The 17,212-nt window shown below is 41.6% G+C and carries 12 protein-coding genes and 1 other annotated feature; of the genes, 1 reads left to right on the top strand and 11 read right to left on the bottom strand.

Going from position 1 to position 17,212, the window contains the following annotated elements:
* Positions 1–4 precede the first annotated feature (4 nt).
* Complete coding sequence (locus CD00_RS0113085) at positions 5–1,654, bottom strand: VanW family protein (RefSeq protein WP_026656378.1); 1,650 nt, start codon at positions 1,652–1,654, stop codon at positions 5–7.
* Between the two features lie 168 nt (positions 1,655–1,822).
* Between CD00_RS0113085 and CD00_RS0113080 the strand changes: the two genes are divergently transcribed.
* Positions 1,823–2,434 carry a hypothetical protein gene (locus CD00_RS0113080; RefSeq protein ID WP_196803735.1) on the top strand — a complete coding sequence of 204 codons (612 nt, stop codon included), beginning with the start codon at positions 1,823–1,825 and terminating at the stop codon, positions 2,432–2,434.
* 247 nt (positions 2,435–2,681) lie between these two features.
* Here the strand turns inward: CD00_RS0113080 and CD00_RS0113075 are convergent, their stop codons facing one another.
* The 10 genes from CD00_RS0113075 to CD00_RS0113030 form a co-directional block, all read right to left on the bottom strand.
* On the bottom strand, positions 2,682–3,836 hold the full coding sequence (locus tag CD00_RS0113075; RefSeq protein WP_026656376.1) for a toxic anion resistance protein: 1,155 nt from the start codon (positions 3,834–3,836) through the stop codon (positions 2,682–2,684).
* Positions 3,837–3,863: 27 nt separating this feature from the next.
* The gene (locus tag CD00_RS19475; RefSeq protein WP_051199097.1) at positions 3,864–5,069 is read right to left on the bottom strand and encodes a 5-bromo-4-chloroindolyl phosphate hydrolysis family protein; all 1,206 of its coding nucleotides are present in this window, start codon (positions 5,067–5,069) and stop codon (positions 3,864–3,866) included.
* A gap of 179 nt (positions 5,070–5,248) precedes the next feature.
* On the bottom strand, positions 5,249–7,729 hold the full coding sequence (locus CD00_RS0113065) for a glycogen/starch/alpha-glucan phosphorylase (RefSeq protein WP_026656375.1): 2,481 nt from the start codon (positions 7,727–7,729) through the stop codon (positions 5,249–5,251).
* Positions 7,730–7,889: 160 nt separating this feature from the next.
* Complete coding sequence (ileS, locus tag CD00_RS0113060; protein ID WP_026656374.1) at positions 7,890–11,081, bottom strand: isoleucine--tRNA ligase; 3,192 nt, start codon at positions 11,079–11,081, stop codon at positions 7,890–7,892.
* Positions 11,082–11,128: 47 nt separating this feature from the next.
* Positions 11,129–11,379, bottom strand: a binding site (T-box leader).
* Positions 11,380–11,462: 83 nt separating this feature from the next.
* Complete coding sequence (locus CD00_RS0113055; protein ID WP_026656373.1) at positions 11,463–12,533, bottom strand: threonine aldolase family protein; 1,071 nt, start codon at positions 12,531–12,533, stop codon at positions 11,463–11,465.
* A gap of 24 nt (positions 12,534–12,557) precedes the next feature.
* On the bottom strand, positions 12,558–13,028 hold the full coding sequence (locus CD00_RS0113050) for a GAF domain-containing protein (RefSeq protein WP_026656372.1): 471 nt from the start codon (positions 13,026–13,028) through the stop codon (positions 12,558–12,560).
* 122 nt (positions 13,029–13,150) lie between these two features.
* Positions 13,151–14,089 carry an ABC transporter ATP-binding protein gene (locus CD00_RS0113045; protein ID WP_026656371.1) on the bottom strand — a complete coding sequence of 313 codons (939 nt, stop codon included), beginning with the start codon at positions 14,087–14,089 and terminating at the stop codon, positions 13,151–13,153.
* Positions 14,073–15,209, bottom strand: a complete 1,137-nt coding sequence (locus tag CD00_RS0113040; protein WP_026656370.1) for an ABC transporter ATP-binding protein — start codon at positions 15,207–15,209, stop codon at positions 14,073–14,075. Before CD00_RS0113040 ends, CD00_RS0113045 begins: the two co-directional genes overlap by 17 nt.
* A gap of 6 nt (positions 15,210–15,215) precedes the next feature.
* Complete coding sequence (locus CD00_RS0113035; RefSeq protein ID WP_026656369.1) at positions 15,216–16,271, bottom strand: ABC transporter permease; 1,056 nt, start codon at positions 16,269–16,271, stop codon at positions 15,216–15,218.
* A gap of 1 nt (position 16,272) precedes the next feature.
* Complete coding sequence (locus tag CD00_RS0113030; protein ID WP_026656368.1) at positions 16,273–17,208, bottom strand: ABC transporter permease; 936 nt, start codon at positions 17,206–17,208, stop codon at positions 16,273–16,275.
* Between the last annotated feature and the right edge of the window lie 4 nt (positions 17,209–17,212).

The raw sequence follows: 17,212 nt of genomic DNA, 5'->3' as shown, positions 1-17,212 counted from the left end.
TTTTTTAGCCTTCGCTTAATACGCTCTTTTTCTTTTTCGTTCCTTCAGCTACAGGCTTATCATTTCTTGCTTCTGCACCATCAAGCTCTGATTCTGTAGTAGCAGTCTTCTTTTTATCAGAATCTGACTCTGTACTTACGCTTGCTGTTACAGACTTCTTCTTACCAAGCTCCTGTGCAACATTACGTACAGTCTTAATTTCTTTAGACTCCATTGCTAACTTAAGCTCATCAATATCTGCCTGTGTTGCACCCTTTGTTCCAACCATGATGATTCTGGGAACCATGTTGTATGTGCTTGTATTGATTATCTTAGTTGCAGATTCAACACCATCTTCCTCAACAACCTTGCAAAGCTGAGACTTATATCCAAGGTGTGCAGACTGCATTCCAACATAGCCAAGTGCCTGTGAAGGATCTGTCATGTACTTGTCTTCTGAAGCAGGAGTCTTATCAAGAATAATGCTCTTGTATGTAACTTTTCTTCCTGCAGGTCTGTTGTCATGTCCATAAATTGTAAATGTGACATGCTTATCAGGTGTGCAGACAGCCTCAATGTAAATAGGCGAATCTGTATTGTTTCTAAACTTGAAATCCTTACCGCCTGACTGCGCAATAGCAGCATCTGCAGAAGGCTCAACGTAAGACACGATCATTGAATGATTGTGTCTCTCTGTAACGTCAAGTTCTGCCAAAAGAACTGCGTTATAAAGAGTTGATGATACCTGACAGATACCACCACCGATACTCTCAACAACAAGACCGTTCAAGTATGAACCGGCCGGATAATAACCATTTTCCTCACTGAATGGTGTGATTGTATCAAGAACTGAAAGCTCCTGTCCGGGCTCAAGTCTGATTCCATCCAAACGGGCGCACGCATTTTCAATATTCGCACTTCTTGCGGCACCTGAATCTCTGTATCCTGTAGTGTATGTTCCGAGAACATCACTCATCTTCTGCAATTCATCTAAATTTTTGAAAGCATCAACAGTCTTTACTGCAAGCTCAACCTCATTGTTTTCAGGAGTCCATGAATTGGCAATAAAGTCCTTAATGATTGCTTTGGATTCATCAGAATTTACGATGTATGCTGTCATTCCTGATGTCTGCTTATCGCCTTCACCTTCCTTACGAGCCTGTTCTCTCTTATCCTTGTTGACCTTTTTAGCTTTTTCTTCTTTCTCTTTTTCCTTCTCAAGGTCTATCTTTTCCAGATTTTCATTGAATTCCGTATTACATTTACGGATTATCGTTGTAAGGGCTTCGTCATCAATACCATAATCGATATCGAACTTAACGGCATTCTCTTCAACATCCTTGCCTTCTTTGTATCTCTCTACTACGTTGCCTTCGTGTCCAACAGCATACGCATCCTTGACAACATCAGGGTTTCCCCATGATATTCCCAAATCTGAGCCCTTAACCGGAATCTTTTTTCCGTTTCCACCTGTGAGAATCAATTCACCATCAACTACTTCTTTTACCTTGCTGGCAACAGCCTCCTTAGCTTCTTCGATCGTCATCCCAGACGCATCGATGTCCCCAATCATTACGCCCTTTGCTATCGTGTTGCTTGCAGCCGAAACCTGTTCCACCGGAATAGCTGCTAAAGTAAGTACCGAAAGAGCGAGTCCGCAAAAAAATCTCTTCATAATACTTCCACTTCCTACTTTCCTTTTGTCCTAATTTGTCCTATAAGCGTTATTTTGTGCTAAAATTGTACGTGAAAAACTATCAAATGTGTTTATGGAAGGTAATTATAGATGAAATTTCCCTTTTTAGCAAGTATTATTATTGTCGCATTTTTTTTTAATGTTAGCATGCGTCGAGTTAGCAGAAAAGAAGAGGCTCGCGAGATGAGCTTCTGGGAAAAAGAACGAAAATCCAACAATGTCAGAAGAAAAAGTCTCGAAAATCTCGATTATATCTGCATTCCCGTAGACGTTCTTCCGTTCGGAACATCCGGAAGCAACAAAGAACTTGAAAATTCTGAACAAAATGTGCTCGCATTGAAGGATGAAAAGATTGTCAATCTCACGGGAATCACCAACACCGATCTAAAGCTGGAGTACGGAACCGCCAATATTACTGAGCTTTCGCTCTACGATCAAAACTATACCGCTCTTGTTCGCGCACTTCAAAACTGGGGCAAAGCACTTTACGATGCAGGCCGCTACGAAGACTCTGCCAAAGTTCTTGAGTTTGCCGTAAAAACCAGATCGGATATCACTGCAACCTATAAACTCCTGATCGACATGTACAAGACAAAATTATTTCTTAGTGCTCCCGAGATTGAAAAGAAGATTAATTCATTAATTCCTATAGCAGATAATCTTAACTCACTTAGCAGACTAACAATTCTTAAGCTTCTCGGATGTGATGTGACAACCGATAAAAAACATGCTTCTGCTCATAAGATTAATGCCACTTAATTGATTGCAAAATAATATGTTTTTAAAACACTATATTAATAGGAAGAAACTCATTCAATTTTGACTCCTTTTCATTAATATTAGCATTAGAAAAATTATTTTAATCGCCATCAGGTTAAACATTTTCAACGACTAATATAATCCTTGCGAATCAAAAAAGCATCTTTTCAGATCTGTTTGATAAAAATCTGAAAAGATGCTTTTCTGTTTTTTATATTTTGCGGAATAACGTTAATCTAAATTTCGACTAATTTTTAGCTGCCTGAAGTAGTTTATCTTTTAACTGATTTTCAATTTGTGTAAGCTCAGCTTCGGCTTCTCGACGCTTTTCTTTTCCTTCTGTTTGAATTTTAAGAACCTCATCGAGTGTAGAAATAAGAGATTCGTTTGTATGTTTTAATGTATCAATATCCACGATTCCGCGTTCGGCTTCTTTCGCGCTCTCAATTGTAGCAACCTTAAGTGCATCAGCATTCTTCTTTAAAAGCTTGTTCGTCATATCGTTAACTTCTCTTTCAGCCTTTGCAGCCTGTGTTGAATGCTCTATACCGATTGCGATTACCATCTGATTCTTCCAAAGAGGGATTGTATTTACGATGGTTGACTGGATTTTCTCAGCCATAACGGTATTTGAACTCTGTACCATTCTGATCTGAGGACCTGTCTGCATTGCAATTGTCCTTGTAAGTTCAAGATCGTAGATCTTTTTCTCAAATCTATCGCAAAGACTTGCAAAATCCTTCGCTTTTTCAGCATCTTCGGGAAGTCCCGATTCTGCTGCTTTTTTCTGAAGATCTACAAGTGTAGTGTTTCTCTCTTCTTCAAGTTTCTTCTTTCCAGCAAGAATATACATAGAGAGTTCTTTGAAATAATTGAGATTGAGCTCATACATTCTGTCGAGAATCTCAACATCTTTCATAAGTGTAACCTGATGCTTCTCAAGCTCGTTACTTATGGTCTGAACGTTTGTCTCAACTTTGCTGTATTTAGCCTTGATTGCTTCGAACTTGTTGGCGCCTCTTTTAAACAACGCTTTAAGTCCCTTCTCATCTTCAGCTATCTCAAAGTCCTTGAGCTGTGTAACAAGGTCGGTAATCATTCCGCCGACTTCGCCCATATCCTTAGTTTTTACGTTATCAAGCGCTTTCTCGGAAAAATCTGCAAGTTTCTTCTGCGTTCCAACGCCGTAATTCATAATTCCCGATGAATTCGAAATATCTATCTGCTTGCTGAATTCTTCAACCTGCTTGAGTTCTTCGGCTGAAAGCTGCGCTTCCATAGCTACATTTCCGTTATCCTTAGCGTTTTCTTTGGGTTCTTCCTGCGTAGCCTGTGCTTCTTCCGCGCCAAAAGACAAAGTAGGTGCAGCAGGTGCTGCATCGAAATTAAATTCTTCGCTCATAAATCCTCCTTAAAATCATTACCCTAATTACTCTTTCATCTGCATGGCAACACCACTCTCGGTCAATCCGTCCTGTGCCATCATTGTTTTCATAACTGAAATATCCGAAGAAATATCCCATGCCATATCCTGGAACATACTATCAAGAAGTTTCTCAAATGCCATATTTATGGTATCCATTGCCTGGCTTATTTCTTTCTTGGTCTGAACTATATTCTCCCCGGCATCAGGTTGCTTATCAAGTTCAACATAAGCAGAAAGAAGTTTTCTGGTGGTAGGAAGATAATAATTCATCAATTTGTGAAGATCGTCCGCGCTCTGGTTGTCTTTTTTAACCTGAGCAAAAATCCTGTTCATGATTTCTTCCAAACGATACAACTTATCGGACATCTCCTCGGTATCGGGAATAACATCATTTATCTTTCTTACAAATTTAATATAGTCATCGCCTTCTTCCAGAATACTTCTGACTTCAGACGTCATGCCTTCAAGGTCTGCTTTCTTTGCCGCATCTTTTTCAAGTGCTCTCTTTTCTCTTTCGAGTTTGTCCTGTTCTGCACCGATGTAGAGATTATATGCATTATCGGTGATCATCAGATTTTTCTCTTTGGCATCAAATCTGGCTCTGGGAAGGAACCCTGCTTTTATCATCTCTTTAAGTTCCCTGACAACCTCTTTATCTGTCTTAAGCAACTTTGCAGCAAGTTTACTTATCTCAAAATACTCCACATCTCCGACGAGTTGTCCGTATTCATAAAATTTCTTGGTGAGACTAAGCTTTTTGGCCCCTTTAAAAACCTGATAAACACAAAATAATAAAAGAAAAGCCGGAAGTACAGCAACAGGATGCGCACCTGCGGCAAGTAACACGGCAAGTGACACCGGCATCAGGCATACCGTACCGATACTTCCAAATAATATCGAACCGGTTCCGTTATATCTGGAAACTCTTTTCATTAAAAAAGGTATCTGCTTTAACGGTTTGGCCTGTGTATAAGGTACATAGCCGGTCTTTCGCTCATAGTTATACCCATATTTCTGTCCGCCGGGTCTATTCTGTCTTCCGCTCGCATAAGTTGTTTTTCTGTCTATAGATGTGACAGTAACCGCCTTTACCGTATTTGCTATGTCGGAAGCAAGCTTACTGTAGTCATTCTTTTCAATCGCTATTGAGACATCTCGCAAAATATCTTTGCCCATGTCCGCAAGCTCATCGGGTAAATTCTTTGCCATCTGTTCCTCCATACGCCCAATACTTTTTATCTGATAACTATCAAAATAAAAAACAAGCGTACATATAATTTTACAGTATTATATCACAAAAGACAATTTCTCAAAAATGCGTCAAAATGGGTTCCCGAAGAATCGGTCAACTCTCCGGAAACCCACTGTTTATAGCACTTATTCCTTTTTTACTTTACGGGAAGTTCAACTTTATCAAGCTTCCAAACTTCGTCTACATACTCCTGAATAGTTCTGTCAGATGAAAACTTTCCGCAGCATGCGGTGTTCAAAAGAGCCATCCTTGCCCAGCGCTTCTTATCGGCATATGCTTCCGATATTCTTCTCTGCGCCTCAAGGTATGCCTCGAAATCCTTCAAAATAAAGTATTGGTCGGCCTTCGAAGAATTATTTGTATTAAGAAGGCAGTTATAAAGCGGTCTAAAGAGCTCTTTATTCTTTGAGAACGTTCCGTCAACCAGCATATTAAGGACAGTCTTTACGTTAGGATTATTATTGTAAATGTCCATGGGATTATAGCCGCCGTTTTTCTCATAGTCCATTACTTCCTGAGAAGAAAGGCCGAAAATAAAGGCATTCTCTTCACCCACTTCATTTACGATCTCGACATTGGCACCATCCATGGTTCCAAGTGTAACGGCTCCATTGAGCATCATCTTCATGTTTCCTGTTCCGGAAGCTTCTTTACTTGCTGTCGAGATCTGCTCGGAAACATCCGCTGCCGCAAAGATAAGTTCAGCGTTTGATACCCTGTAATCCTCGATAAATACAACCTTTATCTTGCCTCCGATAGAAGCATCTTTGTTGATGACATCCGCCACTGAATTAATTAACTTAATTGTTAGCTTAGCAGTTAAGTACCCCGCAGCGGCCTTTGCTCCGAAGATATATGTCTTTGGATAAAAGTCTTTATTCGGATGGCTCTTGATGTCATGATACTTATACATAACCTGCAGAATATTAAGGAGCTGTCTCTTATATTCATGAAGTCTTTTTACCTGAACATCAAAAATTGAGTTGGGATCGACTTCAATATTGTTATGCTCAAGAATATATTTTGCCAGGCGCTCTTTATTCTTATGCTTGATCTCCATGAACTCAGCCTGAGCCTTCTTATCATCCACATAACTCTTTAGCTTATCCATCTGAGAAAGATCTGTTACCCAGCCGTCTCCTATCTTCGCTGTGATCCAATCGGCCAAAAGAGGGTTCGCGTGAAGAAGGAACCTTCTCTGAGTAATTCCGTTTGTTTTATTATTAAACTTCTCAGGCATCATCTCATAGAAATCCTTAAGCTCTCTCTTCTTAAGAATCTCGGTATGAAGCTGAGCAACGCCGTTTACAGAATGTCCTCCGACAATCGCAAGGTGCGCCATTTTTACCTGATTGTCATAGAGAATTGCCATGCTCCTTATCTTGGACTGAACATCCATTCCCGGAGAATTTGTGTACTGTCTCATTATCTGATCCACAAATCTTCTGTTTATCTCATCAACAATCTGATATATTCTGGGCAAAAGTCTCTGGAACAAATCAACCGGCCATTTTTCCAGCGCTTCTGACATTATGGTGTGGTTCGTATAGCAACATGTCTTAACAGTTACTTCCCACGCCTCATCCCAGGTGAGATAATACTCGTCCATAAGAAGACGCATAAGTTCGGCAACCGCAACAGTCGGATGTGTATCGTTAAGCTGGAATACTGCTTTTGTGTAGAATTTCTTGATATTGTCATGATCCTTTAGGTATCTCTTAAGCGCAGTCTGCACCGATGCGGATATAAAGAAATACTGCTGTTTTAATCTGAGCTCTTTTCCCGCGATATGATTGTCGTTCGGGTAAAGAACTTCGCAAAGCTGGCTTGCAAGGTTCTCCTGCTCTACAGCTTTCTGATAATCGCCCTTATCAAAAGAATCAAGCTGGAAGCACTGTATCGGCTCCGCATCCCATATTCTCAAGGTATTTACCATTCCGTTTCCGTATCCGAGAATTGGCAGATCGTACGGAATAGCCCTAACAACCTGGTATCCCTCCTGCTTAAAGATAGTTCTTCCGCTGTCATCCGTATATACATTCACATAACCGCCAAACTTAACCTCTTTGGCATATTCATTTCTTCTAAGTTCAAAAGGATTGCCGTTTTCAAGCCACGCGTCCGGCACTTCGACCTGATATCCGTCGCGGATTGTCTGCTTGAACATTCCGTACTTATAGCGGATTCCGCAACCGTAAGCCATATACCCAAGAGTTGCCAAAGAATCGAGGAAACATGCCGCAAGTCTTCCAAGACCACCGTTTCCAAGCGCGGGATCGGGTTCCTGGTCCTCTACGACATTAACGTCTATTCCAAGCTCATCCAAAGCCTCTTTTACCGCTTTATAAGCCTGAAGATTTATAAGATTGTTCCCAAATGCCCTACCCATGAGAAATTCCATGGACATGTAATACACAATCTTGGGATCCTGCTCGGCTGCAGCTTTCTGAGTGGTCATCCAGTGATCTATAATGGCATCTTTTATTGCATACGCCGAAGCCTGATATATTTCCTGCGGTGTAGCCTCTTCCATTGTTTTCCTGTAAAGAGTCTTCACATTATACAACACGCTTCGCACAAACAATTCTTTGTCAAAAGGTAATGTTTTCTTCTTCATGCTGCCTCCTAAAAAAATATTGCGATGATATTTTTCCTACCGAGACTGTTACGTTAATATTTTACCGCAAAACCGACTATTATTCCACTCATATAAAGGCACAAAAATAGCCTTAGAGAAATCTTGTTTCCCTAAGGCTATACATTTTAACAATAATATATCAGACTTTCTCTACGCCGATAGTAACCTTCTCGCCGTTGATATCCCATTCTTTTGCATTGGCAACGTCTGTACCGAATACGATCTCATTAGCGAGAACCTTTGTTGCGATGCTGTCGTTGTTATCCTTAACGATTGCTGCAAGCTTGTCATTTCCGTTAAGTGATACCTTAATATGATCCATAACTTCGAATCCGGAATCCTTACGCATTGTCTGGATCTTACTGATGACTTCAAGTACAAATCCCTCTTTGATAAGTTCTTCTGAGAGGTTTGTATCAAGAACAACAGTAATTCCCCAGTTCTCCTGTGAAATGAAGCCTTCCTTCTGCGCGATCTCGATAAGAAGATCTTCCTTAACAAGCTCTACATCAACATCATTTACATTGAATTTGATGCTACCGTTTGTATTAAGCTCGTCCATTGTGGCATTTCCGTCAAGCTTCTCAAGATAAGCCTTGATAGCTCCGATGTTCTTGCCGTACTTAGGTCCGAGTGTCTTAAGCTGAGGCTTGAAGCTGTAGCTTGTAAAGTCTCTTACATCATCTGTGAAAGATACTTCCTTAACATTGAGCTCTTCTCTGATTATCTCTTTGTAGAACTCGCCAACAGTCTCTTCTGCCTTAACATACATTGTTCCAATAGGCTGACGGTTCTTGATATTTGCAGCATTTCTTGCCGCACGTCCGAGAACTACGATATCAAGAACTTCCTCCATATCCTTCTCAAGCTTCTGATCGATGAATGACTCATCTACAGCAGGGAAGTCGCAAAGATGGATACTCTCCGGAGCATCAGCGAAGCTGTTTCTTACAAGATTCTGATAGATTTCCTCAGTCATGAAAGGAACCATCGGTGCTGCAGCCTTGCAGATTGTTACAAGTGCAGTGTAAAGAGTCATGTAAGCAGAAATCTTATCCTGTTCCATTCCCTTTGCCCAGAAACGCTCTCTGCTACGACGAACATACCAGTTGGACATCTCGTCGACAAAGTTATCAAGTGCCTTTCCTGCTTCAGGAATTCTATAGTTTTCAAGGTTCTCATCAACTGCTTTCACACAGCTGTTGAGCTTTGAAAGAAGCCATTTATCCATTACAGTAAGCTTATCGGGCTCAAGCTTGTAATTAGCTGCATCGAATCCGTCAATATTTGCATAAAGAACGAAGAATGCATATGTATTCCAAAGTGTTCCAAGGAACTTACGCTGTCCTTCCTGTACGGCATCACCTGAGAAACGGCTGGGAAGCCAAGGTGCGCTGTTTACATAGAAATACCATCTGATCGCATCTGCACCGTATTTTGCAAGTGCATCGAAAGGATCTACCGCATTACCCTTGGACTTACTCATCTTCTGTCCATTTTCATCCTGTACAAGTCCGAGAACTATAACGTTCTTAAACGCAGGCTTGTTGAAAAGAAGTGTTGCCTCAGCATGAAGTGAATAGAACCATCCTCTTGTCTGATCGACAGCTTCCGAAATGAACTGAGCAGGGAATTGCTTCTCAAAGAGTTCCTTGTTCTCAAATGGATAGTGGAGCTGAGCGAAAGGCATTGCTCCTGAATCGAACCAGCAGTCGATAACTTCTTTTACACGGTGCATTTTCTTGCCGCACTTAGGACAAGTAATCTCAAATTTATCAATATAAGGTCTGTGAAGTTCTGTAGTCTCAGCTGAAGGATCTCCGGAAAGCTCAGCGAGCTCTTTTCTTGAACCAACTGAAAGCTGGTGTCCGCAGTCATCACACTCCCAGATATTAAGAGGTGTTCCCCAATATCTGTCACGTGAGATACCCCAGTCCTGAATATTCTCAAGCCAGTCACCGAAACGTCCCTTACCGATTGACTCAGGAATCCAGTTGATCTCTTTGTTGTTGCGGATAAGGTCGTCCTTAACTTCTGTAACCTTGATGAACCAAGATGAACGAGCATAGTAAAGAAGGGGTGTTCCACATCTCCAGCAGTGAGGATAATCGTGCTCCATCTTAGGTGCAGCGAACAAAAGACCTCTCTTATCAAGATCTTTTAATACCTCGGGATCCGCACTTACAGCGCCCTCATCCATTTCTTTCTGAGTAGGCTTACATCTCATTCCGCCAAAAGGTGTCTCGGGTCTTAATTTACCCTCTGAATCTACCATCTGTACAAGAGGAGCGTCATACTTACGTCCGACACGAGCGTCGTCTTCACCGAATGCAGGAGCGATATGTACGATACCTGTACCGTCTGACATGGTTACATATGTATCACAATAGATAAAGAATGCTTTCTTATGCTGTTTCTGAGCTTCATCAGCCGCACACTGATACAAAGGCTCATACTCTTTGTACTCAAGGTCTGTTCCTACGTATGTTTCGAGAACTTCGTACGCCTTCTGACCTTCTTCTTTTACAAGAGAGCCAAGCACCTTATCTGCAAGTGCCTCGGCAAGATAATATACATTGCCGTCAACAGCCTTAACCTTGATATATTTCTCATCAGGGTTAACGCAAAGACCGATATTTGAAGGAAGTGTCCAAGGTGTTGTTGTCCATGCAAGGAAATAAGCATCCTCATCCTTTACCTTGAAACGAACTACCGCTGTACGCTCTTTCAAAAGCTTATAGCCCTGAGCAACCTCGTGTGATGAAAGAGGTGTTCCGCAACGAGGACAGTAAGGAACTACCTTGAAGCCCTTGTAAAGAAGACCTTTTTTCCAGATCTCGTTAAGAGCCCACCACTCGGACTCGATGAAATTGTCATCATATGTGATGTAGGGGTGCTCCATATCAGCCCAGAAACCTACTGTGCCGGAGAAATCCTCCCACATTCCCTTATATTTCCATACGGATTCCTTACATTTCTGGATGAAAGGCTCCATTCCGTATTCTTCAATCTGCTCTTTTCCATCAAGATTAAGGAGTTTCTCAACTTCAAGCTCAACAGGAAGACCGTGTGTGTCCCAGCCTGCCTTACGAGGAACTGTATAACCCTTCATTGTGCGGTATCTGGGAATCATATCCTTGATAGCACGTGTAAGAACGTGTCCGATATGAGGCTTTCCGTTAGCTGTCGGAGGGCCGTCATAGAACATATACATTTCACCCTTGCTTCTGGTATCTACACTTTTTTTGAAAATGTCTTCTTTTTTCCAGAACTCTTCAATCTTCTTTTCTCTGCCGACAAAGTTCATGTCTGTTTCAACTTTGTTATACATTTGAAAACTCCTCTCTTTCAAATAAATAAGACCTCGTCCTTTTTTGTAAAAAGGACGAGGCCATTAATGTACTCTCGTTATACCACCTGTTTACACATACGCGCCAAGAGCTGTCATACAACATCCCGGTTGAATACGCTCCCCGTTAACGCCGGGATACACGTCAAAATCTACTGTCATTTCGATTTCGCAGCTCAGAAGTGATTTTCTGTCAGTTCCTACTCGCACCGGTTCGCACCGACCACCGGCTCTCTGAAAGCTTTCAAATACTGCGTACTGTCTTCGTCATAGCTTTTTTATCTTCTTTAATAATGCATTATATTACTACTAATCTCCTAAATACGCAAGTCTGATTTTTAGCCTGCTAAGCTAACCAGATTATCATAAATAGCTAAGAAGCCTCTCAACATCGGCTGTCTCGGTAGCCCAATCTGTTGCGAATCTGATTACGGTATGATCTTCGTCGTATTTCTCCCAGAATCCGTATCTGACATTCTTGCTAAGCTCCTCCAATTTTTCATTGGAAACCACAACAAATTGCTGGTTTGTGGGAGAATCAAGGAATATCTTGTATCCTTTGCTCTTAAGACCTTCTTTTAACAGATCTGCCGCTTCGATAGCTTTTTTGCTGATATCAAAGTAGAGATTATCGGTAAACAATGTGTCAAACTGAAGTCCAAGAAGCCATCCCTTTGCAAGAAGTGCACCGTGCTGCTTGATCACAGGAATCGGATGCTTCGTTGTTACGCCCTTGGTGAAAACAACCGCTTCGCCAAAGAGCGCGCCGACCTTAGTACCGCCGATATAGAAAACATCCGCATATTTTGCGATATCCTCTATAGTCACATCGGTTCTTTTGCTCATAAGACCGTATCCGAGCCTTGCTCCGTCTATAAAGAGCGGAATATTATACTTCTTGCAGACACTTGAGATACTCTCAAGTTCTTTTTTCGTATAAAGAGTTCCGTATTCTGTAGGATGCGAAATATAAACCGCTCCCGGAAATACCATGTGCTCATGGTTTGCGTCATCATAGAAATTTGAAATAAGCTTATCCACTTCGGCTGCGGACAACTTACCTATATCCGATCCGTATTTCTCAGTATCCTTCTCTTCTCCGCGTCCTGGAACCGTAAGTACCTTGTGTCCCGCATGCTCAATGGCGCCCGCCTCATGTGCCGCAATATGTCCGGTTTCAGCCGCAACGATTCCCTCATATGGCTGAAGGAGCATATCGATTATTGTCTGATTGGTCTGCGTTCCGCCTACAAGGAAAAAGACCTCTCCGTCAGGACATCCGCACACTTTCTTTATCTTCTCGGCAGCGCTCTTGCAGTACTCATCCGTGCCGTAACCGTCTATCTGCTCAAAATTTGTCTCCGTAAGGCGCTTTAAGATCTGCGGATGCGCGCCCTTTGTATAATCACTGGAAAATGAAATTCTATTATCCATACTCTTATCCTCTTTATGCTTTTATTAATCAAAAGAAACTGTGGAAAAATCTATTACTTCTTCCAAAGTCTTTGCAAACAGTTCAAGTCCTGCCTTGTCATCTTCGTTAAATCTGTTAAGGCTGGGGCTGTCTATATCAAGCACTCCCACAACCTTGCCATCTTTGTGAAGCGGTACAACAATCTCCGAATTGGACGCACTGTCACATGCGATATGTCCTGCAAATTCGTGAACATTCGCAACAAGCTGTGTCTCATCGTTTTCTGCCGCTGTTCCGCAAACACCCTTTCCAAGCCGGATTCTGATGCATGCAACTTTTCCCTGGAATGGCCCAAGTAAAAGAGATCCTTTATCCATAAGGTAAAAACCTGCCCAGTTCAGGTCTTCCATATTGCCATATAAAAGCGCTGAGGCATTGGACAACACCGGAATGAAATTAGGTTCATCTTCTGCCATAACTTTTATCTGTGCAGCAAGCAACTTGTAATCTGTCATGTATGATACTCCTTATACAAAATCATTTCGTTGTTTAACGAAAAAAGTGGATATGAACTTTTATCCATATCCACGATTCTAACACCATTTTATCTTGTGCACAATCTATTTTCGCAATGCTATTATACCCTTGTCCAAGCCTCGAATTCTTCATCCGTACACTTCACAAAATGTGTTCCGTCAACCAGATGTTCCGTTCCTTTGTTGTAGTCAAGTCCCGATGTCTTGTAGTCGTAACTTATTGCTTCACGATTCTTCTCAAGCTCAGGATTGGGAATAGGAATTGCCGATAAAAGACTCTTTGTATATGGATGAATCGGATTATTAAAAATTTCATCCGTTGTACCTGTCTCAAGAAGATGTCCCAAGTGCAAAACACCTATCCTGTCCGAAATATACTTAACCATTGAAAGATCATGTGCAATAAAAAGATATGCTGTTCCAAGCTCCTCCTGAATGTCCTTCATAAGGTTTACGACCTGTGCCTGAATGGAAACATCAAGTGCAGAAATACACTCATCGGCTATAACAAGCTTGGGATTCAAGATAAGAGCTCTTGCAATACCGACTCTCTGCCTCTGTCCGCCCGAAAACTGATGAGGATAGCGGTCCGCATGCTCCTTGGCAAGTCCAACCTTATTAAGGATTGCCTCTACTTTTTTATCCCTTTCCTCTTTGCTCTTGCAAACATGGTGGATATCAAGGGCTTCTCCGATGATATCTTTGATCTTCTTTCTGGGATTGAGCGAAGCCATCGGATCCTGGAAGATCATCTGCATCTGAACCCTTAAATTTTCCTTGGTCTCTTTGTTCATCTTTCCGGAAATATCCATTCCATCAAAAGTGATCTTACCGTCCGTCGGATCGTATAGTCTTATGATACTTCTGCCAATCGTAGATTTTCCCGATCCCGACTCACCGACAAGACCGTAAGTCTCGCCCGGATAAACCTTAAAGCTGACATTTTCCACAGCCTTAACCGTAAATGTCTTACTGACGGGAAAATACTGCCTAAGTCCCTCTACTTCAAGGAGAGGCGCTGCATTATAATTCGCTGCCATTTGCCTGTGCCTCCTTTTTCATTCTCTGAATTCTTGCCTTTAGTTCTGCCGGCATCTCAACCTTTGGTGCCCTCTCATCAAGAAGCCATGTTGCTGCAAAATGACTTTCTGTTATCTTGAACATAGGTGGCTCAAGCTTGTCGTCAATCTCCAGAGCATAAGCATTTCTTGGAGCAAAAGCATCACCCTTTTTTTCATGCAAAAGATTCGGTGGTGAACCCGGAATCGTATAAAGTCTGTCATCGTCAGTTCCAAGATCGGGCATAGCCGATAAAAGTCCCCAGGTATACGGATGTCTCGGATCGTAGAATATCTCATTGATCTTACCGACTTCTACAATCTTACCTGCATACATAACATTTACGTAATCCGCAACCTTAGCCACAACTCCGAGATCATGGGTAATATAGATAACCGCAATATCTCTTTCCTTCTGAACCTTTTTGATAAGTTCAAGAATCTTGGCCTGAATATTAACGTCAAGAGCTGTTGTAGGTTCGTCGCAGATAAGAAGATCCGGATTACATGAAAGAGCTATTGCTATAACCACTCGCTGTCTCATACCACCGGATAGCTGATGCGGATACTGTTTCATTCTCTTTTCTGCATCCTCAATACCGACTTCCTTTAAAAGCTCTACCGATCTTTTATATGCATCTGCTTTATCAAGCTTGTAATGCCAGATCATGCCTTCCATGATCTGCTTGCCGATAGTCATTGTAGGATCAAGGCTTGTCATCGGATCCTGAAATACCATTGCCATCCTTCGACCGTTGATATGCTTTCTGATCCACTTTTTGTCCTGCTTTAAAATATCTGCTTCTTTCCACTGCGCAGTCTCATCACTGTCAGGGTTATAATCAATCCCGCCTTTGTTATCGCGATATCTGTAGATGATCTCTCCCGAATTAACCTCGGCGTTCTTGGCAAGGATACCCATTGCAGCACGCATCGTTACAGATTTTCCCGAACCTGACTCCCCAACTATGGCAACAGTCTCGCCCTGATAAAGCTCTAAATTTACTCCGCGAATCGCATGTACTTTTCCCGCGGTAGTCTTAAAGGTGATGTCAAGATCTTTGACATCAAGTATTTTTTCTCTTCTATTATTTCCACTCATGTCAGATCACATCTCCTTTAACTTTGGATCAAGCGCTTCTCTGAGCCCGTCTGCCACAAGGTTAAAACTAAGCATCAAAAGAGCCATAACGATGATAGGCGGAATTATCTGATAAGGATGTGTTGTAAAGCTGTTAAATCCTTCAGAAATAAGTGATCCCAGCGAGCACCTAGGTACAGGGATTCCAAGTCCTACAAACGAAAGAAACGCTTCTGTAAAAATAGCTGTAGGAATAGAGAACATAACCTGTGTGATAATAGGTCCGATAATGTTTGGAAGTACCTCACTAAATATGATATGCATATTTCCCGCACCTAAAGTTCTGGATGCAAGGACAAATTCCTGCTCTTTTAACTTAAGCATCTCTGCTCTGGCAATTCTACTCATTCCAACCCACTCGGTGAGCATAAGGGCTATGATTATAGTGATCATACCCGGCTTAAATAACAGGAGAAGAAGCGTAACTATTACAAGCCTTGGAATACCGTTGGCAATCTCTAAGATTCTCTGAAGTACCATGTCCACTTTGCCTCCAAAGTATCCGGAAATAAGACCGTAACTCATACCGATGATCATATCGATAATAGCTGCCGCAACAGCGATAATAAGCGAAACCTGTGCTCCCGACCATGTTCTGGTCCAGATATCTCTGCCAAAGTTATCGCTTCCAAACCAGTAAAATGTATCAGGCAACTTTTTTTCAAAGTAATAGTTCACTGTCTTGGTTCCTGATGTAGTCTTGATATTTTCATGTCCGTCAAAAAAGCCTGTGTACTCAATGATCGGTATTCTCGGCGCAAGATTCTTATTCTCTAAGTTCTGTCCCGAATAGGTATACTCATTCATAACAGGACCTATAAAGGCAAAAAATGAAATAATAAGAACAAAGACAAGACCTATAACAGCGCTCTTCTTACGCCAAAATCTTGCTACTACTTCTTTCCAAAAATTCTGCGACGCAAAATTTGTATCAACATAATCATCCGCTGTTTTTCCTTTTAATCTGAAATCCGCTTCTACAGGGACATAGGAGTTTGCCTTATCAAAAGTTGCTTCTGCCATATCAGTCTCCCTCCTTTGCCACACGAATTCTGGGATCTATCACGCCGTAGAGAATATCTACAACAAGCATGATGCCGATGTACATAGCTGAATATATAAAGCTAAGAGCTATAACAACGTTATAGTCATTAGACTGGATTGCGTTTACTAACAATGAACCTACTCCTGGTATAGAAAAGATTTTTTCAACAACAAGCGAACCTGTCATAAGATCAACAACAAGTGGCGCCAATACTGTAATAATAGGAATAAGGGCATTTCTGAGAGCATGTGAAAACACAAGCTTATTTCCCGAAAGTCCCTTGGATTCAGCAAGAAGCATATAATCCGAGCCCAAAACTTCGATCATTTCTGCTCTCGTGAATCTTGCAATTGAAGCCATAGTAAACATGGAAAGTGATACTGAAGGTAATACACTTGAACGAACAACATCCTTTGCCGAATAGAGCATAGGGAACCAGTCCAGCTTAAATCCGAACTGATAAGAAAGTGCCAGTGCAAAAACATATGACGGAACCGATACGCCGATAACTGAGATTACTGTTGCAAACGTATCCCAAGCGGTATCTCTTTTGAACGCCGCAAGAAGTCCCAATAAAAGGCCAATTATTGCCCCTATAAATACTGCAGCAAATCCAACGCCGATAGAAATCGGAAGTCTGGATGCGATCAGCTGTGTGATAGGGGTATTCTTGGAAATCTTGTAGCTGACTCCAAGGTCTCCTTTGAACATATTGACAACATAATGAAAAAACTGAATGACAATCGGTTTATCCAGTCCATATTTGGCGTACAACGCAGCTTTTTGAGATTCATTCAGCTTCTCATCATTAAACGGTGAGCCCGGCATAAGCTGCATCAGTATAAAAAGAATCAGTGTAATTGCCAGCAATGTAAAGATTGCTGTGATCACTCGTTTTAATACATATTTTTTCATAGCT

Source organism: Butyrivibrio sp. AE3003, assembly GCF_000686065.1.
Taxonomy (GTDB): domain Bacteria; phylum Bacillota; class Clostridia; order Lachnospirales; family Lachnospiraceae; genus Butyrivibrio; species Butyrivibrio hungatei_A.
The sequence above is the reverse complement of the archived record's forward strand: the minus strand, read 5'-3'. Positions and strand labels throughout refer to the sequence as shown.

What these genes read in the sequence shown, in the direction of transcription:
- CD00_RS0113050 (WP_026656372.1), bottom strand. Translation starts at nt 13,028, where the DNA reads ATGACAGATTACAAGTTGCTTGCTGCACAGATAAAAGTTATGGCAGAA.
- CD00_RS19475 (WP_051199097.1), bottom strand. Translation starts at nt 5,069, where the DNA reads ATGGCAAAGAATTTACCCGATGAGCTTGCGGACATGGGCAAAGATATT.
- CD00_RS0113030 (WP_026656368.1), bottom strand. Translation starts at nt 17,208, where the DNA reads ATGAAAAAATATGTATTAAAACGAGTGATCACAGCAATCTTTACATTG.
- CD00_RS0113035 (WP_026656369.1), bottom strand. Translation starts at nt 16,271, where the DNA reads ATGGCAGAAGCAACTTTTGATAAGGCAAACTCCTATGTCCCTGTAGAA.
- CD00_RS0113055 (WP_026656373.1), bottom strand. Translation starts at nt 12,533, where the DNA reads ATGGATAATAGAATTTCATTTTCCAGTGATTATACAAAGGGCGCGCAT.
- ileS (WP_026656374.1), bottom strand. Translation starts at nt 11,081, where the DNA reads ATGTATAACAAAGTTGAAACAGACATGAACTTTGTCGGCAGAGAAAAG.
- CD00_RS0113045 (WP_026656371.1), bottom strand. Translation starts at nt 14,089, where the DNA reads ATGGCAGCGAATTATAATGCAGCGCCTCTCCTTGAAGTAGAGGGACTT.
- CD00_RS0113075 (WP_026656376.1), bottom strand. Translation starts at nt 3,836, where the DNA reads ATGAGCGAAGAATTTAATTTCGATGCAGCACCTGCTGCACCTACTTTG.
- CD00_RS0113065 (WP_026656375.1), bottom strand. Translation starts at nt 7,729, where the DNA reads ATGAAGAAGAAAACATTACCTTTTGACAAAGAATTGTTTGTGCGAAGC.
- CD00_RS0113085 (WP_026656378.1), bottom strand. Translation starts at nt 1,654, where the DNA reads ATGAAGAGATTTTTTTGCGGACTCGCTCTTTCGGTACTTACTTTAGCA.
- CD00_RS0113080 (WP_196803735.1), top strand. Translation starts at nt 1,823, where the DNA reads ATGCGTCGAGTTAGCAGAAAAGAAGAGGCTCGCGAGATGAGCTTCTGG.
- CD00_RS0113040 (WP_026656370.1), bottom strand. Translation starts at nt 15,209, where the DNA reads ATGAGTGGAAATAATAGAAGAGAAAAAATACTTGATGTCAAAGATCTT.